Annotated in this window: 19 protein-coding genes and 1 tRNA gene; 16 read left to right on the top strand and 4 right to left on the bottom strand. The window is 42.5% G+C overall.

From position 1 onward, the window contains the following. Positions 1–13 precede the first annotated feature (13 nt). On the top strand, positions 14–385 hold the full coding sequence (locus B9A91_RS01845) for a BlaI/MecI/CopY family transcriptional regulator (RefSeq protein ID WP_084236721.1): 372 nt from the start codon (positions 14–16) through the stop codon (positions 383–385). Between the two features lie 7 nt (positions 386–392). After that, positions 393–1,712, top strand: coding sequence for a M56 family metallopeptidase (locus B9A91_RS01840; RefSeq protein WP_084236720.1), 1,320 nt, complete (start codon positions 393–395; stop codon positions 1,710–1,712). Positions 1,713–1,724: 12 nt separating this feature from the next. Here B9A91_RS01840 and purL read toward each other — a convergent pair whose 3' ends face one another. Beyond that, positions 1,725–5,387 carry a phosphoribosylformylglycinamidine synthase gene (gene purL / locus B9A91_RS01835; RefSeq protein WP_084236719.1) on the bottom strand — a complete coding sequence of 1,221 codons (3,663 nt, stop codon included), beginning with the start codon at positions 5,385–5,387 and terminating at the stop codon, positions 1,725–1,727. A 135-nt stretch (positions 5,388–5,522) separates the two neighbouring features. On the opposite strand from purL, the gene B9A91_RS01830 reads away from it, so the two are divergent. The 3 genes from B9A91_RS01830 to fbp are packed head-to-tail and all read left to right on the top strand — an operon-like array spanning position 5,523 to position 7,800. After that, complete coding sequence (locus B9A91_RS01830) at positions 5,523–6,227, top strand: tRNA1(Val) (adenine(37)-N6)-methyltransferase (protein ID WP_084236718.1); 705 nt, start codon at positions 5,523–5,525, stop codon at positions 6,225–6,227. A 9-nt stretch (positions 6,228–6,236) separates the two neighbouring features. After that, entirely contained in the window at positions 6,237–6,728 is a 492-nt protein-coding gene (locus B9A91_RS01825; RefSeq protein WP_084236717.1) for a metallophosphoesterase family protein, read from the top strand. A gap of 22 nt (positions 6,729–6,750) precedes the next feature. Then, positions 6,751–7,800, top strand: a complete 1,050-nt coding sequence (gene fbp, locus B9A91_RS01820) for a class 1 fructose-bisphosphatase (protein ID WP_084236716.1) — start codon at positions 6,751–6,753, stop codon at positions 7,798–7,800. On the opposite strand, the gene rnhA is transcribed toward fbp, so the two are convergent. Continuing rightward, complete coding sequence (gene rnhA / locus B9A91_RS01815) at positions 7,797–8,270, bottom strand: ribonuclease HI (RefSeq protein WP_084236715.1); 474 nt, start codon at positions 8,268–8,270, stop codon at positions 7,797–7,799. The two genes, fbp and rnhA, sit on opposite strands and share 4 nt — an antisense overlap. Positions 8,271–8,447: 177 nt before the next feature. On the opposite strand from rnhA, the gene B9A91_RS01810 reads away from it, so the two are divergent. The 4 genes from B9A91_RS01810 to B9A91_RS01790 all read left to right on the top strand — a co-directional run bounded on the left by B9A91_RS01810 (position 8,448) and on the right by B9A91_RS01790 (position 10,595). After that, positions 8,448–8,523, top strand: a tRNA-His gene (locus tag B9A91_RS01810). A 653-nt stretch (positions 8,524–9,176) separates the two neighbouring features. Next, on the top strand, positions 9,177–9,533 hold the full coding sequence (locus B9A91_RS01800) for an ArsR/SmtB family transcription factor (RefSeq protein ID WP_200815594.1): 357 nt from the start codon (positions 9,177–9,179) through the stop codon (positions 9,531–9,533). 5 nt (positions 9,534–9,538) lie between these two features. Continuing rightward, complete coding sequence (locus B9A91_RS01795) at positions 9,539–10,384, top strand: SRPBCC family protein (RefSeq protein ID WP_084236713.1); 846 nt, start codon at positions 9,539–9,541, stop codon at positions 10,382–10,384. A gap of 19 nt (positions 10,385–10,403) precedes the next feature. Then, entirely contained in the window at positions 10,404–10,595 is a 192-nt protein-coding gene (locus tag B9A91_RS01790) for an SRPBCC family protein (RefSeq protein WP_084236712.1), read from the top strand. A 313-nt stretch (positions 10,596–10,908) separates the two neighbouring features. Here B9A91_RS01790 and B9A91_RS01785 read toward each other — a convergent pair whose 3' ends face one another. Together B9A91_RS01785 and B9A91_RS01780 are read right to left on the bottom strand one after the other, a co-directional pair. Next, on the bottom strand, positions 10,909–11,523 hold the full coding sequence (locus B9A91_RS01785) for a response regulator (RefSeq protein ID WP_084236711.1): 615 nt from the start codon (positions 11,521–11,523) through the stop codon (positions 10,909–10,911). A gap of 9 nt (positions 11,524–11,532) precedes the next feature. Then, positions 11,533–13,473 carry a tetratricopeptide repeat-containing sensor histidine kinase gene (locus B9A91_RS01780; RefSeq protein ID WP_084236710.1) on the bottom strand — a complete coding sequence of 647 codons (1,941 nt, stop codon included), beginning with the start codon at positions 13,471–13,473 and terminating at the stop codon, positions 11,533–11,535. A gap of 248 nt (positions 13,474–13,721) precedes the next feature. On the opposite strand from B9A91_RS01780, the gene B9A91_RS01775 reads away from it, so the two are divergent. From B9A91_RS01775 to B9A91_RS01745, 7 genes are all read left to right on the top strand, one after another. After that, a complete protein-coding gene (locus B9A91_RS01775) occupies positions 13,722–14,441 on the top strand; it encodes a M48 family metallopeptidase (protein ID WP_235012402.1) in 720 nt (239 codons plus the stop codon). 12 nt (positions 14,442–14,453) lie between these two features. Next, positions 14,454–15,689 carry a hypothetical protein gene (locus tag B9A91_RS01770; RefSeq protein ID WP_084236708.1) on the top strand — a complete coding sequence of 412 codons (1,236 nt, stop codon included), beginning with the start codon at positions 14,454–14,456 and terminating at the stop codon, positions 15,687–15,689. A gap of 186 nt (positions 15,690–15,875) precedes the next feature. Then, positions 15,876–16,649 (top strand): hypothetical protein, encoded by a 774-nt coding sequence (locus tag B9A91_RS01765; RefSeq protein WP_144008826.1) that lies wholly within the window; start codon positions 15,876–15,878, stop codon positions 16,647–16,649. Positions 16,650–16,696: 47 nt separating this feature from the next. Further along, the gene (locus B9A91_RS01760; RefSeq protein WP_084236706.1) at positions 16,697–17,278 is read left to right on the top strand and encodes a hypothetical protein; all 582 of its coding nucleotides are present in this window, start codon (positions 16,697–16,699) and stop codon (positions 17,276–17,278) included. After that, positions 17,275–17,727: a lipocalin family protein gene (locus B9A91_RS01755; RefSeq protein ID WP_084236705.1), complete on the top strand. Its 453-nt coding sequence runs from the start codon at positions 17,275–17,277 to the stop codon at positions 17,725–17,727. Before B9A91_RS01760 ends, B9A91_RS01755 begins: the two co-directional genes overlap by 4 nt. 8 nt (positions 17,728–17,735) lie before the next feature. Then, positions 17,736–19,820, top strand: a complete 2,085-nt coding sequence (locus B9A91_RS01750; RefSeq protein WP_144008825.1) for a tetratricopeptide repeat protein — start codon at positions 17,736–17,738, stop codon at positions 19,818–19,820. Positions 19,821–19,830: 10 nt separating this feature from the next. Continuing rightward, the gene (locus B9A91_RS01745; protein ID WP_084236703.1) at positions 19,831–21,132 is read left to right on the top strand and encodes a hypothetical protein; all 1,302 of its coding nucleotides are present in this window, start codon (positions 19,831–19,833) and stop codon (positions 21,130–21,132) included. The last annotated feature ends 11 nt before the right edge of the window (positions 21,133–21,143 follow it).

The following is a 21,143-nucleotide window of genomic DNA, read 5'->3' as shown; positions in this document are numbered from 1 at the left end:
ATTTATTAAGAAAATGGTACAATTAACAAAAGCGGAAGAGCAGATTATGCAGGTGCTGTGGACCCTGGGCGAGGGTACGGTACAGGATATACGTGAAAAAATGGAAACGCCCAAAGCTGCACGGACTACTGTTGCAACAGTACTGAGCATTTTGGAAAACAAGGGCTTTGTGAAACACAATAGTGTTGGACGTGCCAATGTGTACCTCCCGGCTATCGCAAAAGAAGCTTATTCAAAAACACAGCTGTTCGGCTTGCTGAAGAATTATTTTAACGATTCCTTTTCTTCTATGGCCTCTTTTTTTGCAAAAGAAAGCAATTATACCGTTGAAGAACTGGACCGGCTGATCAGGGATACCAAAGAAGAATTAAAAAAAGAAAAATAAGGATGTTATGGAAGCACTGGCTATTTACTTTCTGAAATCAGCCTTATACATGGCTTTGTTTACCAGTGTATACTGGCTTTTTTTAAAGAATGAAACTTTTTACAGGTTTAACCGTATTTTTTTACTGAGTGGTCTGAGCTGCTCGGTTCTGCTGCCTCTTTATACTTTTACATACCAGATAAAGCTGCTGCCTATGGAAACCGCTGTGGCAAATGTTGCTCCGGTTGCGCTGGCGATGCCTGATCGTTCTAACTGGGCAAGTCTGTTGCTGATGGTTTATATTGCCGGGGGTTGCTTTTTGCTGCTTCGTCACATCATTGGACTGTATAAAATAAGAAGAACTGCCTTAACGCATAAATATACTGTGTTAAAGGGCTGCCTGATTGTTGAGACCCCGGTATTCCGCTCTTCTTTTTCGGTATTCAATTGCATCATCATCAACAGTTCGGCGGATACTTCGGCAGCCGAGAAAAGACTGATACTTGAGCATGAACTGGCGCATGTGCAGCAGCGCCATTGGGCAGATCTGCTGATCTGCCAGTTGTTCTGTACTTTTCACTGGTTTAACCCCCTGGCATGGGTATACCTGAACCTGGTTAAACAAAACCATGAGTACCTGGCAGATCAGGCTGTATTGGAACAAGGAAATTCGGCTGCGCTTTATCGCGCTGCCCTTATTAACCACAGCCTTGGTGTTCCGGTTTTTGCGCTGGCCAGTTCTTTTTCGCGTTACGATCATTTGAAACGGGTTAACATGATGATGAAACCAGCCTCTGCGGCTGTAAGGAAGTTTTCGGTGCTACTGATGTTACCTGCTGTTGCTTTTTTTTTATGGGCCTTTGCAGAGCCTGAATTTATTGTAGAACAGCAGGTCGTAAAGGAAAAACGAAAAGAGAACAAACAGCAGAAACCTGCCAAAGGCCCAAAGTTTGTTAATGAAAAGCCTGTTATGGCCAATGAACAAGTGGGCAGGTCCGTTATCATTAAAAATAAACCGGTAAGAAAAAAGCCAGTTTTGTGGCAAAAAGAGTACGAAAAGACGGTACAACCTACCGCTGTTCCAGATTCTGCAGAGAAGCGCGGAGTGCAATCTTTTGTGCTGAATGGTTTGCCGGCAAAATCTCAGCCCTTAATGTTGCTGGATGGAATAGAATTTCATGCTGGTCTGGCCAGTATCAAACCTGAAGAGATTGAAGCAATTCATGTATTAAAGGGAGCAATGGCGATAGCTGAATATGGAGAGCGGGGCAGGAACGGGGTAATCCGGATTGTATCAAAAAAGTCCGGCCTTCTGATGAAAACCGGACTTGACAGTCGCACAGACTAAATATTGTTAAGCTTATTGCTGTTCAACCCATTTGCGGGCATTAACGAATGCCTCCATCCATGGAGAGACTTCGTCTTTACGTCCTTGCGGATAGTTGGCCCAGTGCCATTGAAACAAGGAACGCTCTATGTGTGGCATCATTACCAGGTGACGGCCAGATTCATCGCACATCATAGCAGTGTTATAGTCAGACCCATTCGGACTGGCTGGGTAGTTTTCGTAAGCATATTTGGCTACAATGCGGTATTGGTCTTCCGCATAAGGGAACTGGAACCGGCCTTCGCCATGTGAAACCCATACGCCCAGTGTACTTCCTGCCAGCGTAGACAACATTACTGAATTGTTTTCTGCCAAGGTCAGAGAAGTAAAGATACTCTCGTGCTTATGGCTTTCATTGTGCAGCATTTTAGGTTTTTCGGCATGGCCGCTGTTGATCAGGCCAAGTTCTATGAACAGTTGACAACCATTACAGATCCCTACGGAAAGGGTATCTGGTCTTTTAAAGAAATTTTCGAGTGCTATCCTGGCTTTCTCGTTATACATAAATGCACCTGCCCAGCCTTTGGCCGATCCCAAAACATCTGAGTTAGAGAAACCACCAACTGCACCGATGAAGCGGATGTCTTCCAGCGTTTCTCTGCCCGAGATCAGGTCGGTCATGTGCACGTCTTTTACATCAAAACCAGCAAGGTACATGGCATTGGCCAGTTCGCGTTCGGAGTTGCTTCCTTTTTCGCGGATGATCGCAGCTTTTGGCCTAGGTTTCGAAGTATCGATAACCGGTTTTTTACCGTCGAACTGTGCCGGGAATTTGTATTTTAATACCTGGTGTTTGTAGTTGTCGTAACGTTCCTTGGCTTTAACCGGCCCGCTTTGCTTTTTATCGAGCAGGTAAGAGGTTTTGAACCATACATCGCGCAGGTGGTCAATGTCAAAATTTAAAGTTTCAGCTGTACCGTTTTTAATGGTTAAAGTAGCTGTATTGCTTACTTCGCCAATTTTATGACAGCTGATGCCTTTTGCCGCAAAGCTGGCTTCAACAGCAGCATCTGCCTGGAATACGATACCAATGTTTTCTGCAAAAAGAAGTTTGATGCTGTCTTGTTCGCCCAGTGCCGAAAGATCAAGGGTTGCACCCAAATCGCGGTCTGCAAAACACATTTCCAGCAGGGTGGTAATTAAACCGCCACTGCCGATATCATGTCCGGCCTGCACTTTACCTTCTTTTATAAGTTGCTGAAGTGTATCGAATGTTGTTTTAAGCTGTGCTGCATCTTTCACATCTGGTGTTTCATTGCCAATCCTGTTCAGGATCTGTGCAAAAGAAGAGCCTCCTAGTTTATAACTGTCGGCAGACAAGTTAATGTAATAGATAGCACCACCATTTTTTTGGAGTACAGGTTCAACAACCTGGGTGATGTTGTTACAGTTACCAGCTGCAGAAATGATTACCGTGCCGGGGGCTATGACCTCATCATTTTTGTATTTCTGCTTCATCGACAGGGAATCCTTACCTGTAGGGATATTGATGCCCAGGCTGATGGCAAAGTCTGAACATGCTTTTACAGCTTCGTATAAGCGCGCGTCTTCACCTTCATTTTTACAGGCCCACATCCAGTTGGCCGAAAGTGAAACGCTTTTTAATCCATCTTTTAATGGGGCCCAAATCAGGTTGGTAAGGGATTCTGCAATGGCTATGCGGCTTCCTGCTGCGGCATCAATTAATGCCGACAGGGGTGCATGGCCAATGGAAGTAGCGATGCCTTCTTTGCCCTGGAAATCCAAAGCCATTACGCCACAATTGTTTAAAGGCAGTTGCAGTGGGCCTGCGCATTGTTGTTTGGCAACCCGCCCACCTACACAACGGTCTACCTTGTTTGTAAGCCAGTCTTTAGCCGCAACAGCTTCCAGCTGAAGTACCTGCTCCAGGTATTCCTGCAGTTTGCCTGCATCATAAGTTACCGGTTGGTATTCCCTGGTTACAGTTTTGTCTTCCATCACCATTTTCGGTGAGCTGCCAAACATGTCTTTCAATTCCAGGTCCATCGGCTTAATGCCGGTGCTGGCCGATTCAAAAGTAAAACGGTGATCGCCGCTAACTGTTCCTACAGTATACATAGGGGAGCGCTCGCGGTCTGCAATTTTCTGTAAGGTATCTATGTGCTGCTGGCTGATCACCAATCCCATACGCTCCTGAGATTCGTTGCCGATGATCTCTTTGGCAGAAAGGGTAGGGTCGCCTACAGGCAGTTTATCGAGGTCTATTTTACCGCCGGTCTCTTCAACCAGTTCGGAAAGGCAGTTCAAGTGGCCGCCCGCGCCATGGTCGTGTATAGAAATGATAGTATTGTTTTCGCTTTCTACCATTCCACGCACCGCGTTGGCTGCTCTTTTCTGCATTTCGGGATTTGAGCGCTGGATGGCGTTGAGTTCAATTCCAGAACCAAAGGCGCCGGTATCGGCAGAGGAAACTGCGGCACCGCCCATTCCAATTCTATAATTTTCGCCGCCCAGGATAACGATCTTGTCGCCTTCGGCAGGTTTGTGCTTTTGTGCCTGACTGGCCTTGCCATAACCTATACCACCTGCCAGCATGATCACTTTATCGAAACCAAGCTTACGGTTGTTTTCTTCGTGTTCGAAGGTGAGCACTGAGCCGGTAATGAGGGGCTGGCCAAATTTGTTTCCGAAATCGGTAGCCCCGTTGGAAGCTTTGATCAGGATGTCCATTGGCGTTTGGTACAGCCATTGTCTTTCTTCTACGCCTTTTTCCCATGGTCGGTTTTCTTCCAGGCGTGATAAAGCAGTCATGTAAACTGCAGTACCTGCAAGTGGTAAAGCGCCTTGTCCGCCTGCAAGCCTGTCCCTGATCTCGCCGCCCGATCCTGTTGCTGCACCATTAAAAGGTTCTACGGTGGTCGGGAAGTTGTGGGTTTCGGCTTTTACCGAAATCACCGATTCAAAGTCGCTCAGGGCATAGTAGTCAGGCAGGTCGGCACGTTTAGGTGCAAATTGCTGTACCTTTGGCCCTTTAATAAAGGCTACATTGTCTTTATAGGCCGATACAATATCGTTAGGATTTTCTTCTGAAGTTTTACGGATCAGTTTAAAGAGTGAAGTTGGTTGTTCAACACCATCAATTACAAATTTTCCGTTAAATATCTTGTGGCGGCAGTGCTCAGAGTTTACCTGCGAAAAGCCGAATACTTCTGAGTCGGTAAGTGCCCTGCCCAGTCTTGCAGAAAGGTCATTTAAGTAAGCAACTTCTTCATCGCTTAAGGCAAGTCCTTCCTGTTTATTGTAGGCGGCAATGTCCGTAACTTCAAGGATGGGCTCAGGCTGTATGTTAATGGTGTACAGGTCCTGATCCAGTTTATTGTATTTTTGGGAGAGCATCGGATCGTAGTCTGAAGCGTGTTCCTCTACTTTGTGGAACTCTTCGATGCGGATGATGCCCTGGATGTCCATATTCTGCGTAATTTCTACCGCGTTGGTGCTCCATGGAGTTACCATTGCTGCGCGCGGCCCAACAAAAAAATCATTTAATGTAGTTTCCTGTTGCAGTTTTGCGCCGCCAAATAACCATTCTAGTTTTGTAATATCATTAGCGTTCAGTTCCCGTTCTGTTTGTAATGCGAAAACTGTTTTGGATTGGCTGGAAAAGAAATAAATCATGCTTTTTTTTTGAAGATGCAAATTTAGCGTTAAAATTTTAAAAGCCCTATTATAGAATGAATAAATTCCCGAATCTGGGATTTCTCCTATCTTTGTGGAAGTCGATATACCATCATTTAACACAAGCCTGACAGAATGAAGAACGCTTTTAGATTTAAACAGTTCGAAATAGACCAGACCGGCTGTGCGATGAAAATCAATACAGACGGGGTTTTGCTTGGTGCTGTGGCCGATAAACCGGCTGCTTTGAGGGTGCTGGACGTAGGGACGGGTACAGGTGTGATTGCGATGATGCTGGCACAGCGCTTTGCCGGGGCAGTTGTGCATGCGGTTGAAATCGATGAGCAGGCTGCGCGTGCCGCCGGAAAGAACGCTGAAGGATCCCCTTTTTCAGGTAGATTGAAAGTTTTTCACTCATCCATAGAAACTTATACTGCTGAGGAGCCTTACGATCTGATTGTTTCCAACCCGCCTTATTTTGTGAATGACCTTAAAAATTCAGAACACCGGAAAGGAATTGCGCGGCATACGGATGCAATTTTCTTTGAGCAGTTGCTGAACCGGGTTGATGCGTTGCTGAGCAGGGATGGCAGATTCTGGTTTATACTGCCGGTAAAGCAGTCTATGAACATCATTGAGCTGGCTGCTACTTACGGCTTAAAGCCAGGAGTGGTGATACACGTTCATTCTGATAAGCAAAAACCTGAGATCAGGCAGATTGTTTGTCTGGATTATTCAGATAAAACTGTGCAACACCAGAGTTTATACATTTACGCAGCAATGGGTGTTTATACGGATGCCTATAAATTGCTGCTGAAAGATTTTTTTCTAGCCTTTTAATACATACAGATGAAGACGATAGGATTGATATCGGACACGCACGGCTTTCTGGATGATGCCGTTTTTAAGCACTTTGACGGTTGCGACGAAATATGGCATGCGGGGGATTTTGGACCTGATGTTGCAGAGCGACTTGAGGCGTTTAAGCCTTTGCGGGGTGTTTATGGCAATATTGACGATAAGGAGATCCGTGCAGTATACCCTGAACATCTGCGCTTTCATTGCGAAAATGTAGATGTATGGATGACGCATATTGGCGGATATCCGGGTAAATATGCTCCGCAGGTGAAACCAGAAATTTACACTAAGCCTCCAATGTTGTTTATTAGCGGACATTCGCACATCCTGAAAGTGATGTACGACAAAAAAATCAATTGTCTGCATATAAATCCCGGTGCGGCTGGAAATTCCGGCTGGCACAGAATAAAAACTTTGATTAGATTTTGTATTTCAGAAGAAAAAATACATACCTTAGCCGCCATAGAAATAGGTAATAGATAACGTATAAAATACACTAAGTAGTATGTCGGGTATAAAAACACTGGGGCAATTCATCATCGAAAAACAATCAGATTTTCCTTATGCAAAAGGAGAGCTTTCCCGTTTGCTCAGGGATATCGGCATAGCCGCAAAGATTGTAAACAGGGAGGTAAATAAGGCCGGCCTGGCAGATATACTCGGTGATGCAGGTACCACAAATATACAGGGTGAGGGGCAGCAGAAGCTGGATGTGTTTGCCAATACGCAGTTTATCAGTGCGTTAACAAGTGGTGGCGAGTGCTGTATTGTAGCTACAGAAGAGGAAGATGAGTTTGTACCTATCGATTCACCGGTTTCTAAAAACGCGAAGTACATTGTTTGTATTGACCCGCTTGACGGCTCTTCGAACATAGATGTGAACGTTGCTGTGGGAACTATCTTTTCGATCTACAGGCGCAAGTCTGTAGATGGTGTAGCCACTTTGCAGGATGTGCTGCAAAAGGGAACCCAGCAGGTTGCTGCCGGTTATGTGATCTATGGTTCATCCACCATGATGGTATACACCACCGGAAAAGGCGTAAATGGTTTTACGCTCGACCCATCCATAGGGGAGTTCTGCCTGTCGCACCCGGATATGAAAATCCCGGAAGAAGGAAAGATCTATTCTATTAACGAAGGAAACTATGTACACTTCCCGGAGGGAGTGAAGAAATATATTAAATATGCCCAGGTAGAAGACAAGGCTACACACAGACCTTATACTTCAAGATATATAGGTTCTATGGTAGGCGATATCCACCGTAACCTCATCAAAGGCGGCATATATATTTATCCTACTACTTCAAGTTCCCCTAACGGGAAGCTGAGGTTGCTTTACGAATGCAATCCTATGGCCTTTATTGTAGAGCAGGCAGGGGGGGTAGCTTCTGATGGTTTCAACAGGATTCTGGAAATTGAACCTACAGAGCTGCATCAGCGTACTTCTATCTTTATTGGTTCTCCAGCTATGGTAAAAGTGGCTGAGGACCTGATGGCAGAGTTTTCGGCGGAAAAGAACAACAAAGCAGTAAACGGAACGGCAGTAAAAGTTTAAAGTAGGGAAGTCCTGCTTTTTTCTGCCTCAAATTCTGAGTCGACACCCAGGGCAATCCTGTTTTTGGAGGCTGCCACTGCAAGCTGATCGCACCTTTCATTTTCAGGGTGGTTATTGTGGCCCTTTACCCATACAAATTTAACATGGTGCTGTTTGTATATGCTTAGGAACTGCATCCAGAGGTCTTTGTTCTTTTTACCTTTGAAGCCGGTTTTGAGCCAGCCGAATACCCACTTCTTTTCTACAGAATCAATTACGTATTTAGAGTCAGAAAACACTGTCACTTCCTGTCCGGGTGTTTTCAATGCATTTAAACCTACAATAACGGCCAGGAGTTCCATCCTGTTATTGGTGGTTAAACGGAAGCCTGCACTCAGTTCTTTATAATGCTGGCCTGCACGTAAAATTACGCCATAACCTCCTGGTCCAGGGTTTCCGCTCGCTGCTCCGTCTGTATAGATTTCTATCATAATGCGCAACAAATCTAGCTTTTTAAGGCAGAAAAGCAATTTTTAGGGCGTAATTTATCCTGGTGTTGAAATTCAAACTATTGAAATTTAAAGGATTAAAAAAAATGTTTTCCGCAATGCTTAAAAATATTTGAAGAATAGGTTTTTAATCGTACTTTTGTCGACACGAAAAAACACGGTGGTTTTAGCTCAGTTGGTTAGAGCGCCTGATTGTGGTTCAGGAGGTCGTGGGTTCGAGCCCCATATTCCACCCTTTATGGGACGAGGTCTTTAAAACAGATTTTTGTCCCATTTTTTTTACCTGTAACTATTTGTTTTTCAAATAAATAAGCTCAGCCGCTTTGTTCATGGAAGTGGTTCGATACAGGGCTCCATCAAAGATCAATTTTTCCGGGTATAGCATCCTTAGTAGATACCTTTTACCCTCTATATCCGCTTTTTCGTAGAATTCATCTAACATTCGCAGGTTGTTAATCGCCTCTTCTGCTATGGGTCGGATGTCTAAAATCACATCGTTTTGCGCTTTCAGATCGCTCAATTTGGCCTCCAGCCTAGTAATTTTCTAATTGCACTGTTATTTTATCGCCCGGTAATCTGCGGACTCGATGTCATTGTTCAACAACAATTCCTGGGCGTTTTCCATTCGCTTAGTCAAACTTATTGATTTCCGTTATCAATTCTTTGCGTTCCTCTCGCTGGAACTGGGATTGAAATTCAATTATTCCAAACCGAAAGATTAGCAGGTTATCCGATTATGCTCGCATTTGCTGACAAAGCCATCCGGATTTTTCCGGATGGCTTTTTTTGTTTGATTTCTTCCAATGGCAGGGCCTAAAACATGAATTTAAAATAAATTTGTGTAACCAAGTGGTTTCTTTTATATTTGTAACCAAATGGTATCATATTATGGAAATGAGAAGAGATGTTTTTCAGGCAATTGCAGACCCGACGCGCCGGGAAATTATTGGTTTGCTCAGTGAGCGTTCCTTAAACCTGAATGCTGTGGCCGGTCATTTTCAGGTGAGTAGGCCTGCAATCTCCAAGCACATTAGGATTCTGACCGAGTGTGGGCTGATCATGGTGTCGCAGAAAGGAAGGGAGCGTTTTTGCAGCGCGGATATGCGTAAGCTGAAGGAAGTAGACCTATGGCTGAGCCATTATAGGAAATTCTGGAACAGGAAGCTGGATGCCCTCGGGGAATTTCTGGAAAGGGATAATGCGGAAGATTCAGTCTTAAAGAATAAAAATCAACCAAAAAAATAACAGCTATGGAAACTAAATCACTGATTGTAGAACGTGTTTACAATGCCCCTATTGAGAAAGTCTGGAAGGCGATAACCGACCGGGACCAGATGAAAGCATGGTATTTCGACTTCGAAGAATTTAAACCCGAGGTGGGTTTCAAGTTTCAGTTTACCGGCGGGGATGAAAATGTGCAATACCTGCACGAATGCGAGGTCCTGGTGGTGGATCCCCCGCATAAACTGAGCTATTCCTGGAGGTATCCGGATTATAAGGGTTATTCGGTTTTAACCTGGGAGCTCTTTGAAGAAGGCAAACACAGAACCCGGCTGAAACTCACGCATGACGGTTTGGACAGCTTCCCTCAGGATAATCCGAACTTCAGAATAGAAAGCTTTACAGGGGGCTGGAATTATTTTGTCAACGAAGGCCTGGTTTCATTTGTGGAAACAGAAGTGATCAGCAAGCAGATCACCATTTCGGCTGCGGCCGAAGCGATCTGGGATATTTTACTGCATCCTGCAGACCAGTGGGGCAAGGCTTTTGGTGAAGGCTCGTTTGTAAAGACGGACTGGCAAACTGGCTCTGAAGTGATCTGGACGGACACCAGTGGGGACATTGGCGCCAGGGGTATGGTCAAAGCGCATAGGCCGCAGGAGTATTTACAGGTAGATATGTACGATGAACTTAACCCGGCCGCTGATGCACAGACCGGAGAATATTCGGAGGTATACCGGTTGGTAAAAGCTGAAAGCGGGGCCTATGAACTAAGAATCGAATCGGGGCCACTGGCAAAAAAATATATCCCTCAGCATGAAAAAATGTGGGACCAGGCCTTAGAGATCATTAAGGATTTATCGGAAAAACGGTAATCCACCATCCGGCTGAACTATGTCCTGGTGGAAGGGCAATATGCTGATTCGAAAACCCACTAACCTCGTGTTTGAAGCTTTCATCGATCCGGAGATCACCAAACATTTCTGCTTCACTAAAGGCAGTGGCCGGCTTAGCTCGGGTGCCAGGGTGACCTGGGAATGGGGAGCGATGTTTTGGATATCCCTAGTAGTGATAAATTTCAATTGACATTCAGATCATTTTCGTGGACGGGAATTATTGGCTTTCATCCGTTTTCCAAGCTCATCAAATTCATCCATATTTCTTTTCAAATCGGCCAACCGCTTTAAATCAGCCACAAACCGAGAATTTATCGGCACCATCAGACACCCGTGAGCCCTTTAAGATATCTTAAAGGGCTTTTTGATTTTTAGTCTGTTCCTACAATCAGAATTAAACAAATAAAGCCGATTTTTGGTTCGATGTGGTTGAATTTTAGTCTAATAAGTTTACTCACCTAAATTTCTTAGTTTCAAATAGAGGAGTTAGAAACTATAGCAAACTAAATCAACCCCAACTTCGTAGCCTTACCAATGAGCATGGCTGTATTTTTTACATCGAACTTTTCTAGCAGGCTTTTGCGATGGGTATTTACTGTGGGTACGCTAATGAAGAGTTTTTCGGAGATCTGGGCATTGGTCAGTCCTTCGGCCACTAATAACAATACTTCTTTTTCCCTACGGGTAATCAAGAGCTGATCAGGAACTGGTTTTCTTAAAGCGCTAAAAACCTCCAAACTATAATAGATTTTTCCTCTAAGCACACTGTTGATAGCTTCCAACAATTCTTCTTTGGTGGCATTTTTTAGCACATAGCCCAAAGCACCATTGTTCATCATGTTTTTGATGATCGTTTGTTGGTTAAACGTACTCAGTCCAAGTACCGCTACTGCGGGGTATAACTGTTTAACTTCCTTGCATAAATCTATGCCACTTTTGTCTGGGAGGTTGATGTCCATTAAGATCACATCAGGCTCCTGCAGTTTCAGGAAACTTAAGCAGGATTCGGCATTGGTGGCATGGCCCATCCAATCGATCGTTTTTTCGTTTTGCAACAAAGATCGAATGCCTTCAATTACCATATAGTGATCGTCTACCACAAAAACGCCTATTTTCATCGCCTGCACTTAAATATTAATTTCTATCATTACCGAGGTTCCCTTACCAGGCGAGGACTGCAGATCAATTTTCCCTTTTAAAAACTCAACACGGTTTTGGATATTCAGCCAGCCCATTCCATTTGCTTGCTTCAACTGATTAGTGTTGAAGCCTTTTCCATCGTCTTCTACTGTTATGGCCAATAAATTTTCCTGCTGGGACTGATGTAGCTGTACCAGTACATTTTTAGCCTGTGCGTGTTTAATACTATTGTTGACCAGCTCCTGTATGATGCGATAAATGGTAACTGAGGTAGTTTGTGCGATGTCGCCGTTGTGCATTCCTATTGACTGATAGTTGATATGGATTACCCCGCTACGGTCCATTTCGGTACAAAATTCTTTCAATGCCGTGTCCAGGCCGTATTTTACCAGCATTTCGGGCATCATATTATGTGCTACCCGGCGCATCTCCTGAATAGAACTGTCAAGCATATCAATACTGCGTTCAAAAGCATGGGTATTGTCCGGGGTCATTACTAAATTCTCTTTTATGTTGCCTAATGAGAATTTTATGCCACTCAGCATACCACCAAGTCCGTCATGAAGGTCCTTTGCAAGACGTGTACGTTCCTGTTCTTCCCCCTTTAGTACCGCTTCTGTAGCAGTAAGCTGTTTTTCGGTTTCCAGTTCATCAATTTTTGCCTGCTGCAATTTCCTGCGGTGTCTGTAATTTCGGTAAGAGAGTAGGGTAATGACAAGCAATGCTATTGCCCCTGCAATCAGGAAATAAATAAGGCTGCTTTTCTGCCGGAGCTGGGCTTGCTGGAGCTTGAGTTGCGCTTCTTTTTTCTCTGTTTCAAACCTTTTTTCTAAAAGGAGCGTTTTATTTTGAATTTCTTCTCCTCTCAATTTGTTTTCGATAACAGATGAACTATCTAAATATTTCTCAGCTGCAATTACATCATGCAAGCCAAATAAAATACTAGACATCACCTTCAAACCTTCAAATTTCTCCAGGTTTAAGTCAAGGCTATCCGCCAGCTTAAGGGATGCTGAAATGTAGTTTTTTGCGGTTTTAAAATTCTTTTTTAAGAGAAAGTGAAGTGCCATGCCCCTTCCGGCTATGACCTCGCCTTCAGCGTCGTTGATCTGCCTGCTGAGGCTCAATGCTGCTTCATGGTATTTTTTCATCCCATCTGCATCATAGCGGTGAAAATAGATATTACCGATTCCGATCAGGCTGGCAAGTTCCAGCGCTTTATATCCAGTCTTTTTTGCAATGGTAATGCCTTCCTTATAACAAACCAAAGCAGAATCGTTATACTTTAGCGATTGATAGTTATTAGCCAGGTTGAGTAAAGCCTGACCCAATTCCATTTCCTTTCCTGCTGCCCTAAAATAATGAACTGCTTCTCTACCATAGCGTGCCCCTTTTTCATACTGGTTTAAGTGGAGATAGACGTTTTGGATCAGGTCGTTCATCCGTGCAGACAAATAGGGGTTGTTTATCTGGTCAAAGTGCTTTTTAGCTATTTCGTAATAATAAACGGCTTTATCATATTGGCCAAGAAAGTTATAGCTGTTACCGGTATTGGCTGTTGTTTTTGCAATACTTACGACATCGTTAAGTGCTGTTGCAATTTGAATTGACTGCTTGTTGAGCAGTAAAGAACTGTCAAAGGATCCCTTTGCATTTAAAATCCCTGTATAGTTTGATATGAACTTTAAGGTGCCTCTTTTGTAATTGAGCCGTTTACTGAGGTTGCCTGCCAGTAAATAATATTTTTGAGCAGTTTTTACATCATTCATTTCGTAAGCATTACCGATATCCAGATACAATAGAACCTTGGCAGTATCTTCTTTTGCAGCGGGCAATAGTCTTAACAGACTATCCTTGTTTATATCGTCTTGTGCCCTGCAAACCAGGCTTGCAAGCCCCGTTAACAGTATCAGCAATAACTTTCTCATTCTTAAATTTACATTTTTTCTTTAAGGCAAAGAAATAACCTTTGGCCCCCTTTTCCTATCCTCTTTTTTAATGGTTTTTTTAAATCACAGGTAAAAAATCATCTTTTTTAATGATTGCCCTGTCTTGTTGCCTAATCTACTTTTGTATTGTAAATTCTAAAATGAAAAAAGCCTTCACCTGTATTGTATTTGTCGTATGCATAGGCCTTTTGGCATGTAAAACCGTACCTGTTACTGGTCGCAAGCAAATGAATTTAGTACCTGATGCTATGCTTACCGCTTTGGCATTTACAGCTTACGATACGATTTTAAGAAACAGTACCACACTTGGCAAAAATGATGAGAGGGCGCAGCTGGTAGAAAAGGTAGGTGCAAAAATTCAGCACGTGGTAGAAACTTATATGCAACAAAATGGGATGGGCAAAGACCTGAAAAACTTTAAATGGGATTATAATACCATTGATGCCGCTACGGTTAACGCCTGGTGCATGCCTGGAGGCAAAGTTGTGGTCTATACTGGCTTGTTACCCTATACCCAAAACGAAAATGCGCTGGCGGTGGTAATGGGCCATGAAATTGCGCATGCCATCGCCCATCATGGTAATGAACGGATGAGCCAAGGCTTGTTGATCAGTTTGGGAGGCATGATTCTTCAGGACGCCTTGAAAGAAAAGAAGGCTGAAACGCAGGCCTTGTTTCTGGGATTGTATGTGGTGGGATCAAATTTGGCATTTTCCCTTCCCAACAGCCGTGCGCAGGAAAGCGAAGCAGATCAGTTAGGCTTGATATTCGCCGCTATGGCAGGCTATGATCCTGCAGAGGCTATTCCCTTCTGGCAACGGATGAATGCTGGCAGCAAAAACAAAGTGCCTGAATTTCTATCTACACATCCTTCTAATGAAACTAGGATCAAAAAACTGGCAACATTAGTTCCTGAAATAAAAAGTAAATATTCCAATCAACCATAAAATTTAAAAGCGATGAAGAAATCATTTTTAGGCCTGTTTTTTCTGTTTTTTGCATTGAAAGCTTCTGCGCAAAAAGATAAATTTGGTATTGTTAATTATACCGCTCCGGCAGCATACGAATTGTTAAAGCAAGATAATGTGCTTACCTATTACAAAGAAGATAAAAGCACTGGTGCCTATTGCAATTTTTTCATTTACAATACCATGCCCGGCCATGGCAGCACATCAAACGATTTCGAATACGCCTGGACCAACTTGGTACAAAAGCCTTTTAAAGTTGCTGGGGCTGCAAATAAGCAACCTATGGCAGTTTTAAAAGGCTGGCAGTTCTTAATTGGCACTACAAAATATGCCGATAACGGAATTGCCACCTTGGCCATGCTCATCACTTTTAGTGGCGAAAACAAGATGCAAGGTGTTTGTGTGCTTTCCAATTCAGATAAGTTTAAGGCCGATGTTGAAAGTTTTATAGCTTCGGTAGATATGGTTAGGGAAGTCACCACCATAGGTGATAAGTCAATATCGAACGGTTCTAATAAAACAAATTCACCTACCTCATTATCTGGTAATATTAAATACGAAGTTTGGGAATGTAATTGTCCCAACCTTGCAACAAACACGCTGATAACAACAAAACTAAATACGATCGTAATATCTCCCAATGGTAAATACTTAACATACATGCCTGAAAATGGACTAAATGGTATTACCCCGCAAAACAGTAATGAAACGGGTAGCTGGGGCAACGTTATCGATAAAGGAAATGTGCTAAGCCTTGTGAATGATAAATACGGTAAAATGGAACTGTACAAGATAGACGCTAATACCAGGAGCAGGTATCCTAACTCAAAAAGCAGTATTTACAAAAAAGTAAAAGCTGTGGACGGGTTGCGTTTTGAAGGCGCTTATTCGCCTGAACTCTCTTATTACAATGGAAAGACAGATATCATTTCAAGACAGATAGACCCGAACAAACGGCCTATTATCTTCTTCAAAAAAGACGGTACCTATATCAATGAAGGCATAACATTCAGCAACATTACCCGTGGTGACGATTTTGCAATTGGAAAAGGTACCTACGAAATCGTAAACTATTCATTGATCTTAGCAACACAAAGTGGAAAAAAGCTACAGGTTGCATTTACCCCTGTGTTAGATGCAAACCCCATCAATGCAGACAATGGCGGATTCATCATCAACAATACGCTGTTTTGGAGACTAAACAAAACATTTGTTCCACATCATTAAAACACATTCCAATCAATTACGTTGGCCAATGGCATCCGCAGTTGGGCAACCTGCATATAGAAATCCTTGAAATAATTGCAACTGATGGTATTGGTCTGGCAAGTTGCAATTTCAAAAAAATCATCTTTTTTAATGAGTAAATCGGCTCTTTAGATGGTCTATTTTTATATCATAAAATTTAAGACAATGAAAAAACTACTCATCTTATCCTTGTTTGTTGTAAATACAATAGCAGTAAACGCACAAACAAAAACAAATACTATGATAACAAAGGAGCAAAATAAAGGCAAAACCATAGATATTAGAGTACCAGTAGGAACAATGAAGGTTGGACTAGTAGAAGCAAAGGTTATACCGGTACAATCCTTAAAAATGAAGTTGAATCCTCAGGTACTTGCTAATCAAAGGTTCGCAAAAGATATTGCCATAGAATTAATTTCTATTGCTTTTGAGCCTGCAAACAAGCGCTATATTCTTAAATGTAGAATTTTTAATGCCGGCACTACCGATATAGATTTAAATCTTTTGAAGTATGCCGTTGCAGGTGCACCTAATCATCTACTTACTGAAGTAACCAGTAATGATCCCAATTTGTGGAATACGTCAACATATCCTCCCGATATAAATTTTCCTTTTGATTTAGAGACAGAGTTGCCAGGTGGCGGAATTTATACTTTAAATGGAAGAAGCTTTTGGCTGAAGGCTTCCGGATGGTTTGCTTGTTTTAGCAGAGATCCAAATGTTAACATCGGAGAAACCTTATACAATAACACTATTCTTAAACCGGGAGAATATGCTTATTCTATGGCAATTGATCGGTTAGTTTGGAATAAAACTAATGGTTCTGGCGGGGCACACAGAATGTATAGCATTAAAATTGATCCCTTGAATAAAATTGGTGATCAGAACCTAAGCAACAATGCGATATACTTTACGATGGATAATATTGATGTTCAATAATTCAGATTATACTTATAGGTGGCTGAATTGGTAAATACAAAATTGATATGAAACTGATGAAAAATATTTTTCTGCTTTCTCAGTTGTTGCTATTGAGCTGTACAAGCTTTGCCCAAAAACAAGCATTTGATGTGGTTTCTTTTGCTCTTCCGAAAGGTTGGCAACAGCAACAAGGCGAGGCAGGCATTCAGTTGTCAACCACCGATAAAAAAACGGGTGTCTACGCCATAGTGGTGATCACCAAATCTATGCTGTCTAATGCAACTGCAAACGAAAATTTTAATAACGATTGGCTTAAGTTGGTAAAAGGCGCGGTACAGGTAAATAGTGAACCCACAATGCAAAAACCTACAAAGGAAAACGGCTGGGATGTTATTTGTGGAAATGCAAATTATACCGATGGTGCCACTAGGGGGGTGGCCACCTTATTAACCGCTACAGGTAATCATAAAGCGGTAAGTGTAGTTCTGATGACCAATACAAAGCAATATCAGAATGATCTGTCAGCTTTATTACTTCTCTGGAATTATCAAAGGCTTTGCAAAATAGTGGTGGTGCTTCATCTCCTATTGTCGGGAAAATATGGGAAGGCACATCCTCAGAGAAATTTACAGGAGCAGGTGCTATGACGGGGCATTATACTGGCGGTTTTTCCTCATCACAATATCAATTTAATACAGATGGTACTTACAGGTTTATTGATGTGCTGGCTTCTTTTTATACCGATACCAAAGCATATAAATACGAAACAGGTACTTATACCGTTAGCGGCAACCAGCTCACCATCAAACCCATAAAAGGTCAAAATGAAGAATGGACAAAAGTGGGCAAAACATCAAACGGTAATAGCGATGCAAGTAACCGGGCAATTAATGAAACATGGGACACGAAAATAAAAACCACTGCAAGAAAATTAGAAACTTATACCTACACTTTTAGTATTGGCAAAAATGGAGATCGAAATGCGCTCATCCTGCAGCGCAGCAGACGTACGGAAAGAGAGGGTGAAGGAAAAATCTCTTATTATAATGAAATGACAGGAGGTAATCCGGTAAAACTTCCTGTCGGAATCAACTAATTATAACCATGAAAAAAATATCACTTTTCTTTTTATGCGCGCTCCTATCGATAGTTGCTTTTGCGCAAAGGCCTTCTAAAGAACAAATGGAAGCCGATAAAAAGCGATTGGCTGAAGCCATGCAAAAGCTCAATGAAACGACTTCTAAAATGGACCCTAAAGCCAAAAAGGGCTACGACAGTCTGCTCAATCAATACGGTGTTGGACAAAAGATGGACAATGCCATAAAACAGGTAAACAAAAGTCAGGCAGCAAAAAATGGCGGTGTTGCCAACGGTCTTATTCCTGCAAGAAACACCAAAGCCATTGCTGGTACACCTTCCGATGCAAATATGAGTGCATTTATCGGCAATACAGGGAATACAACTTTTGCTGCTGTAATGCCTGCTGCAAAAAATAAAGCCAGTGATATCTATAAAGACCTTAAACAAAAGAGAGCAAACACCGAAGAAATGGGCAACGCAGCTGTTGCGCTGTGGGTGGCCGGCCGTACACAGATCGCATTGAGCTTGATGGCACAGGTATGTAAAGACGATGCCAATAACGCCGACAACTTAAATAATTATGCAGCGATGTTAACGATGATGGGCGCACCCAATATGGCCATACCTGTGCTCAATAATCTAAATGCACGATTTAAAAAGAACAGTACCATCCTTAATAACCTGGGGCAGGCATGGTTTGCGCTAGGGGAGATAGACAAGTCAAAAAAATACCTGGACAGCACTTTGCTGATTGCTGCCACCCATGCACAAGCCAACCAAACCCTTTGTCTGATAGCTGAGCACAAAGGTGATAAAGCAGCAGCACTTGCATATGCCAAAGCCGCATTTAAGCGGGGAAACACCGCATCAAGAAAAGACAAGTTAAAACAATTAGGCTATACACCCGGAGCAGAAGATTATACTGGTTTTCCTCGTACTAGCAAAAGCGACGATCTATTGAATCTCGGTAATTTTTCGCCAATGGAATTTCCAAAATCTTATGCGGCAATGAAAATGTACGAAACGCAATGGAAACAATTTAGAGCAGCTATTGATCAGGCAATAAAGCCCTTACAAAAACTTAGCGAAGAGTCGAATAAGCAAACGGTCAAGCGTTTGGAGGAGCAGCAAAAACAGTTTATGAACGTCATGAACAAAACGTTGGTCAATCCTGGCTCAGTAAACCAAAGTAGTGCCATGCAAACTATGGGTATACCCATGTTTTCGGAAAAAATGAATGCCAAAGAGAAAATAGTGCTGCAAAACCTTCAGCTAAAAAAGGATAGGGTACTGCAAAAAATGGCCGATTTCGCAAAAGGAGATGGTGCCATTTACAAAAAAGAGTATGAAGCCACTATGAAAAAGATCAACGAAAGGTGGAAAGACGTTGGACAGGGCGGAACAGAAAATAATGAGGTGCTTTGCAACGAATCTATAAAAGCAATAGATGTTTACCTGAGTGCATACAATACAAAGTGCGAAGAATTGTACAAAGAATATTTGGAGGCGCAAAAGCAGTTTTTGAATGAAATGTCTTATTTATCATTGTACACTACTTATCCCGAATTAATTCCTGGTATCAACGCTGGCCTAAAACAACAATGGCTAAAAGACCTGGCCTTTAAGGCCGAAGTGCTTCAGGTAAGTTACGGCTGTGGAAGTCCGGGTAAAATAAAAGAAGGTAAGCTTACCGAGTTTAAAGATCCCAATTGCACCATCAACAGCGAATTTGGCAGTGCCAGGCTCGGCTTTACCATGACGCTTACCTGCAGTGGCTTAACGACCACTGTTAATGCAGGTGTGATCAGCGGTACGCTGAACCAGGATCTGGATCATGCAGGTTTTGGCGATTCCTTTAAGAATTGCACAGTTAGTATTGGACCTAAAGTAAGTGCCGGCGGTAAACTGGGACCACTACAGGCAAGTGTAAGCGCTGGTGTAGGTGCAGATATTGAAATTGACAGAACTGGTGTAACTGATGTAGTGGTGGTGGGAGGTGTAGAAGCTGCAGCAGAGGTTGGCTCTGCTGGTGCAAGCGCAGGCATGGAAGGAAGAATGAGCCTTAATAGCGGCGCAGGCTCACTAAACGGAACAGGTATCTTTAAATAAACAACAAACGATGAAACAGTTTTTGATTTTTTCAGTAATAGCGTTGGGGAGCATTACCGCTTTTTCGCAGGGAATAAAAAAAATAGCCGATCCACTAACACCCTGTGGTTCACGTGCAGATGTTGACGCTATGCCTGGCATTTATACCGACCATGACAATACAAAATATGGATTTACTTTAAACGGCACACCCGCTGAAAAAACTACGATGATGAAAAACCTCATCGCAGCAGAAAAACTGGAAGAAGCCAGCCGTAAGGATTTTAAATTGACGGGATGTGCCGCCAGGGTAAGTTTTGCCAGGCACGGCAGCAGTAATTACGGCAAAAATGTTTATGCCAGCTATGGGTACAATATGGGGGTATATGCTTTTGTTTGCAATGTATCCCAACACGTTACCAAAATAGTAGATGAATACAGAACGGTTTTCAGGGTTGAGTTTAATCCTACAATAATGCCGGGGAACGTACATGCTGTAGGTACGGGTGAATTTAATATGAAAAATGGAAATCCGATGTATGAAATTCCTATAGAAGCAAAAGCGGGCCCTAATTTTGAAAAAGACAAAAGCAACAATCCCAGCCACGTATCGCAATATATTTCAGAAGCAACGTTGATGGTTGCACGCTCTGATAACTATAAAGATTTTCATGGCGATTTTTTAAAACTCAACAATGGTAACGGTTATGTTGAACACTGGGAAATGGGCGGCAGGTATGATAATCATGGCCCCAATTCGTATCAATTTATAGATCGCCGTTATTTCCTCACCAAGCCGGGGGTGCCTTTACTGATCCCCGTTAGCCGAAAGCAATACCTACAAGATATGCTGGAATATTTTGAAATAGAGAAAGCCAATTTTGAGTATGACAACGCAAAAAAAATTAAAAATATAGGAAATAATAATTCTGAGTCTGCAAAAAGAACAATGGCAGCTTTGGAAGCAGACAAACTTGCTTACCCCAAAATTTATGAAGCAAAAAAAGCGAAAGTGAACGACCTGCTTGCCAGGCAAAAACCGGAATGGTTACAAAAACCTGCGGTGGTAGATCAGGATAGATTGCTAAAAGATGCAAATAAAATTCTGGAAGCTTTGGGTAGGTTTTATGATGAAGAAGGAGAGTATAAATGTGCCCTGTATGTTCTAAACCCAGCCTATTTTGTATCTAATAACGGGCAAGCTGCAAAACCATTGTTGATAGAAGTACAGTTTCGCTATGAAATCACGAAAGATTATGGCTACTCATCAAGACTGTTCAATAATTGGGAAAAGAACTTTGACCTTGGGGCATTAAAAAAAATGTTGGAATAATTATCTAAAAT

This window comes from Pedobacter africanus (genome assembly GCF_900176535.1).
GTDB lineage: Bacteria > Bacteroidota > Bacteroidia > Sphingobacteriales > Sphingobacteriaceae > Pedobacter > Pedobacter africanus.
This window is presented reverse-complemented; position numbering and strand designations above follow the sequence as displayed.

Excerpts from the sequence above, each read along its gene's own strand:
- B9A91_RS01845 (WP_084236721.1), top strand. The coding sequence starts at position 14 with ATGGTACAATTAACAAAAGCGGAAGAGCAGATTATGCAGGTGCTGTGG.
- B9A91_RS01795 (WP_084236713.1), top strand. The coding sequence starts at position 9,539 with ATGGAAACTAAATCACTGATTGTAGAACGTGTTTACAATGCCCCTATT.
- B9A91_RS01785 (WP_084236711.1), bottom strand. The coding sequence starts at position 11,523 with ATGAAAATAGGCGTTTTTGTGGTAGACGATCACTATATGGTAATTGAA.
- B9A91_RS01800 (WP_200815594.1), top strand. The coding sequence starts at position 9,177 with ATGGAAATGAGAAGAGATGTTTTTCAGGCAATTGCAGACCCGACGCGC.
- B9A91_RS01770 (WP_084236708.1), top strand. The coding sequence starts at position 14,454 with ATGAAGAAATCATTTTTAGGCCTGTTTTTTCTGTTTTTTGCATTGAAA.
- B9A91_RS01760 (WP_084236706.1), top strand. The coding sequence starts at position 16,697 with ATGAAACTGATGAAAAATATTTTTCTGCTTTCTCAGTTGTTGCTATTG.
- B9A91_RS01790 (WP_084236712.1), top strand. The coding sequence starts at position 10,404 with ATGTCCTGGTGGAAGGGCAATATGCTGATTCGAAAACCCACTAACCTC.
- B9A91_RS01745 (WP_084236703.1), top strand. The coding sequence starts at position 19,831 with ATGAAACAGTTTTTGATTTTTTCAGTAATAGCGTTGGGGAGCATTACC.
- B9A91_RS01775 (WP_235012402.1), top strand. The coding sequence starts at position 13,722 with ATGAATTTAGTACCTGATGCTATGCTTACCGCTTTGGCATTTACAGCT.
- purL (WP_084236719.1), bottom strand. The coding sequence starts at position 5,387 with ATGATTTATTTCTTTTCCAGCCAATCCAAAACAGTTTTCGCATTACAA.
- B9A91_RS01840 (WP_084236720.1), top strand. The coding sequence starts at position 393 with ATGGAAGCACTGGCTATTTACTTTCTGAAATCAGCCTTATACATGGCT.
- B9A91_RS01755 (WP_084236705.1), top strand. The coding sequence starts at position 17,275 with ATGACGGGGCATTATACTGGCGGTTTTTCCTCATCACAATATCAATTT.
- B9A91_RS01750 (WP_144008825.1), top strand. The coding sequence starts at position 17,736 with ATGAAAAAAATATCACTTTTCTTTTTATGCGCGCTCCTATCGATAGTT.
- B9A91_RS01825 (WP_084236717.1), top strand. The coding sequence starts at position 6,237 with ATGAAGACGATAGGATTGATATCGGACACGCACGGCTTTCTGGATGAT.
- rnhA (WP_084236715.1), bottom strand. The coding sequence starts at position 8,270 with ATGATAGAAATCTATACAGACGGAGCAGCGAGCGGAAACCCTGGACCA.
- B9A91_RS01830 (WP_084236718.1), top strand. The coding sequence starts at position 5,523 with ATGAAGAACGCTTTTAGATTTAAACAGTTCGAAATAGACCAGACCGGC.
- B9A91_RS01780 (WP_084236710.1), bottom strand. The coding sequence starts at position 13,473 with ATGAGAAAGTTATTGCTGATACTGTTAACGGGGCTTGCAAGCCTGGTT.
- fbp (WP_084236716.1), top strand. The coding sequence starts at position 6,751 with ATGTCGGGTATAAAAACACTGGGGCAATTCATCATCGAAAAACAATCA.
- B9A91_RS01765 (WP_144008826.1), top strand. The coding sequence starts at position 15,876 with ATGAAAAAACTACTCATCTTATCCTTGTTTGTTGTAAATACAATAGCA.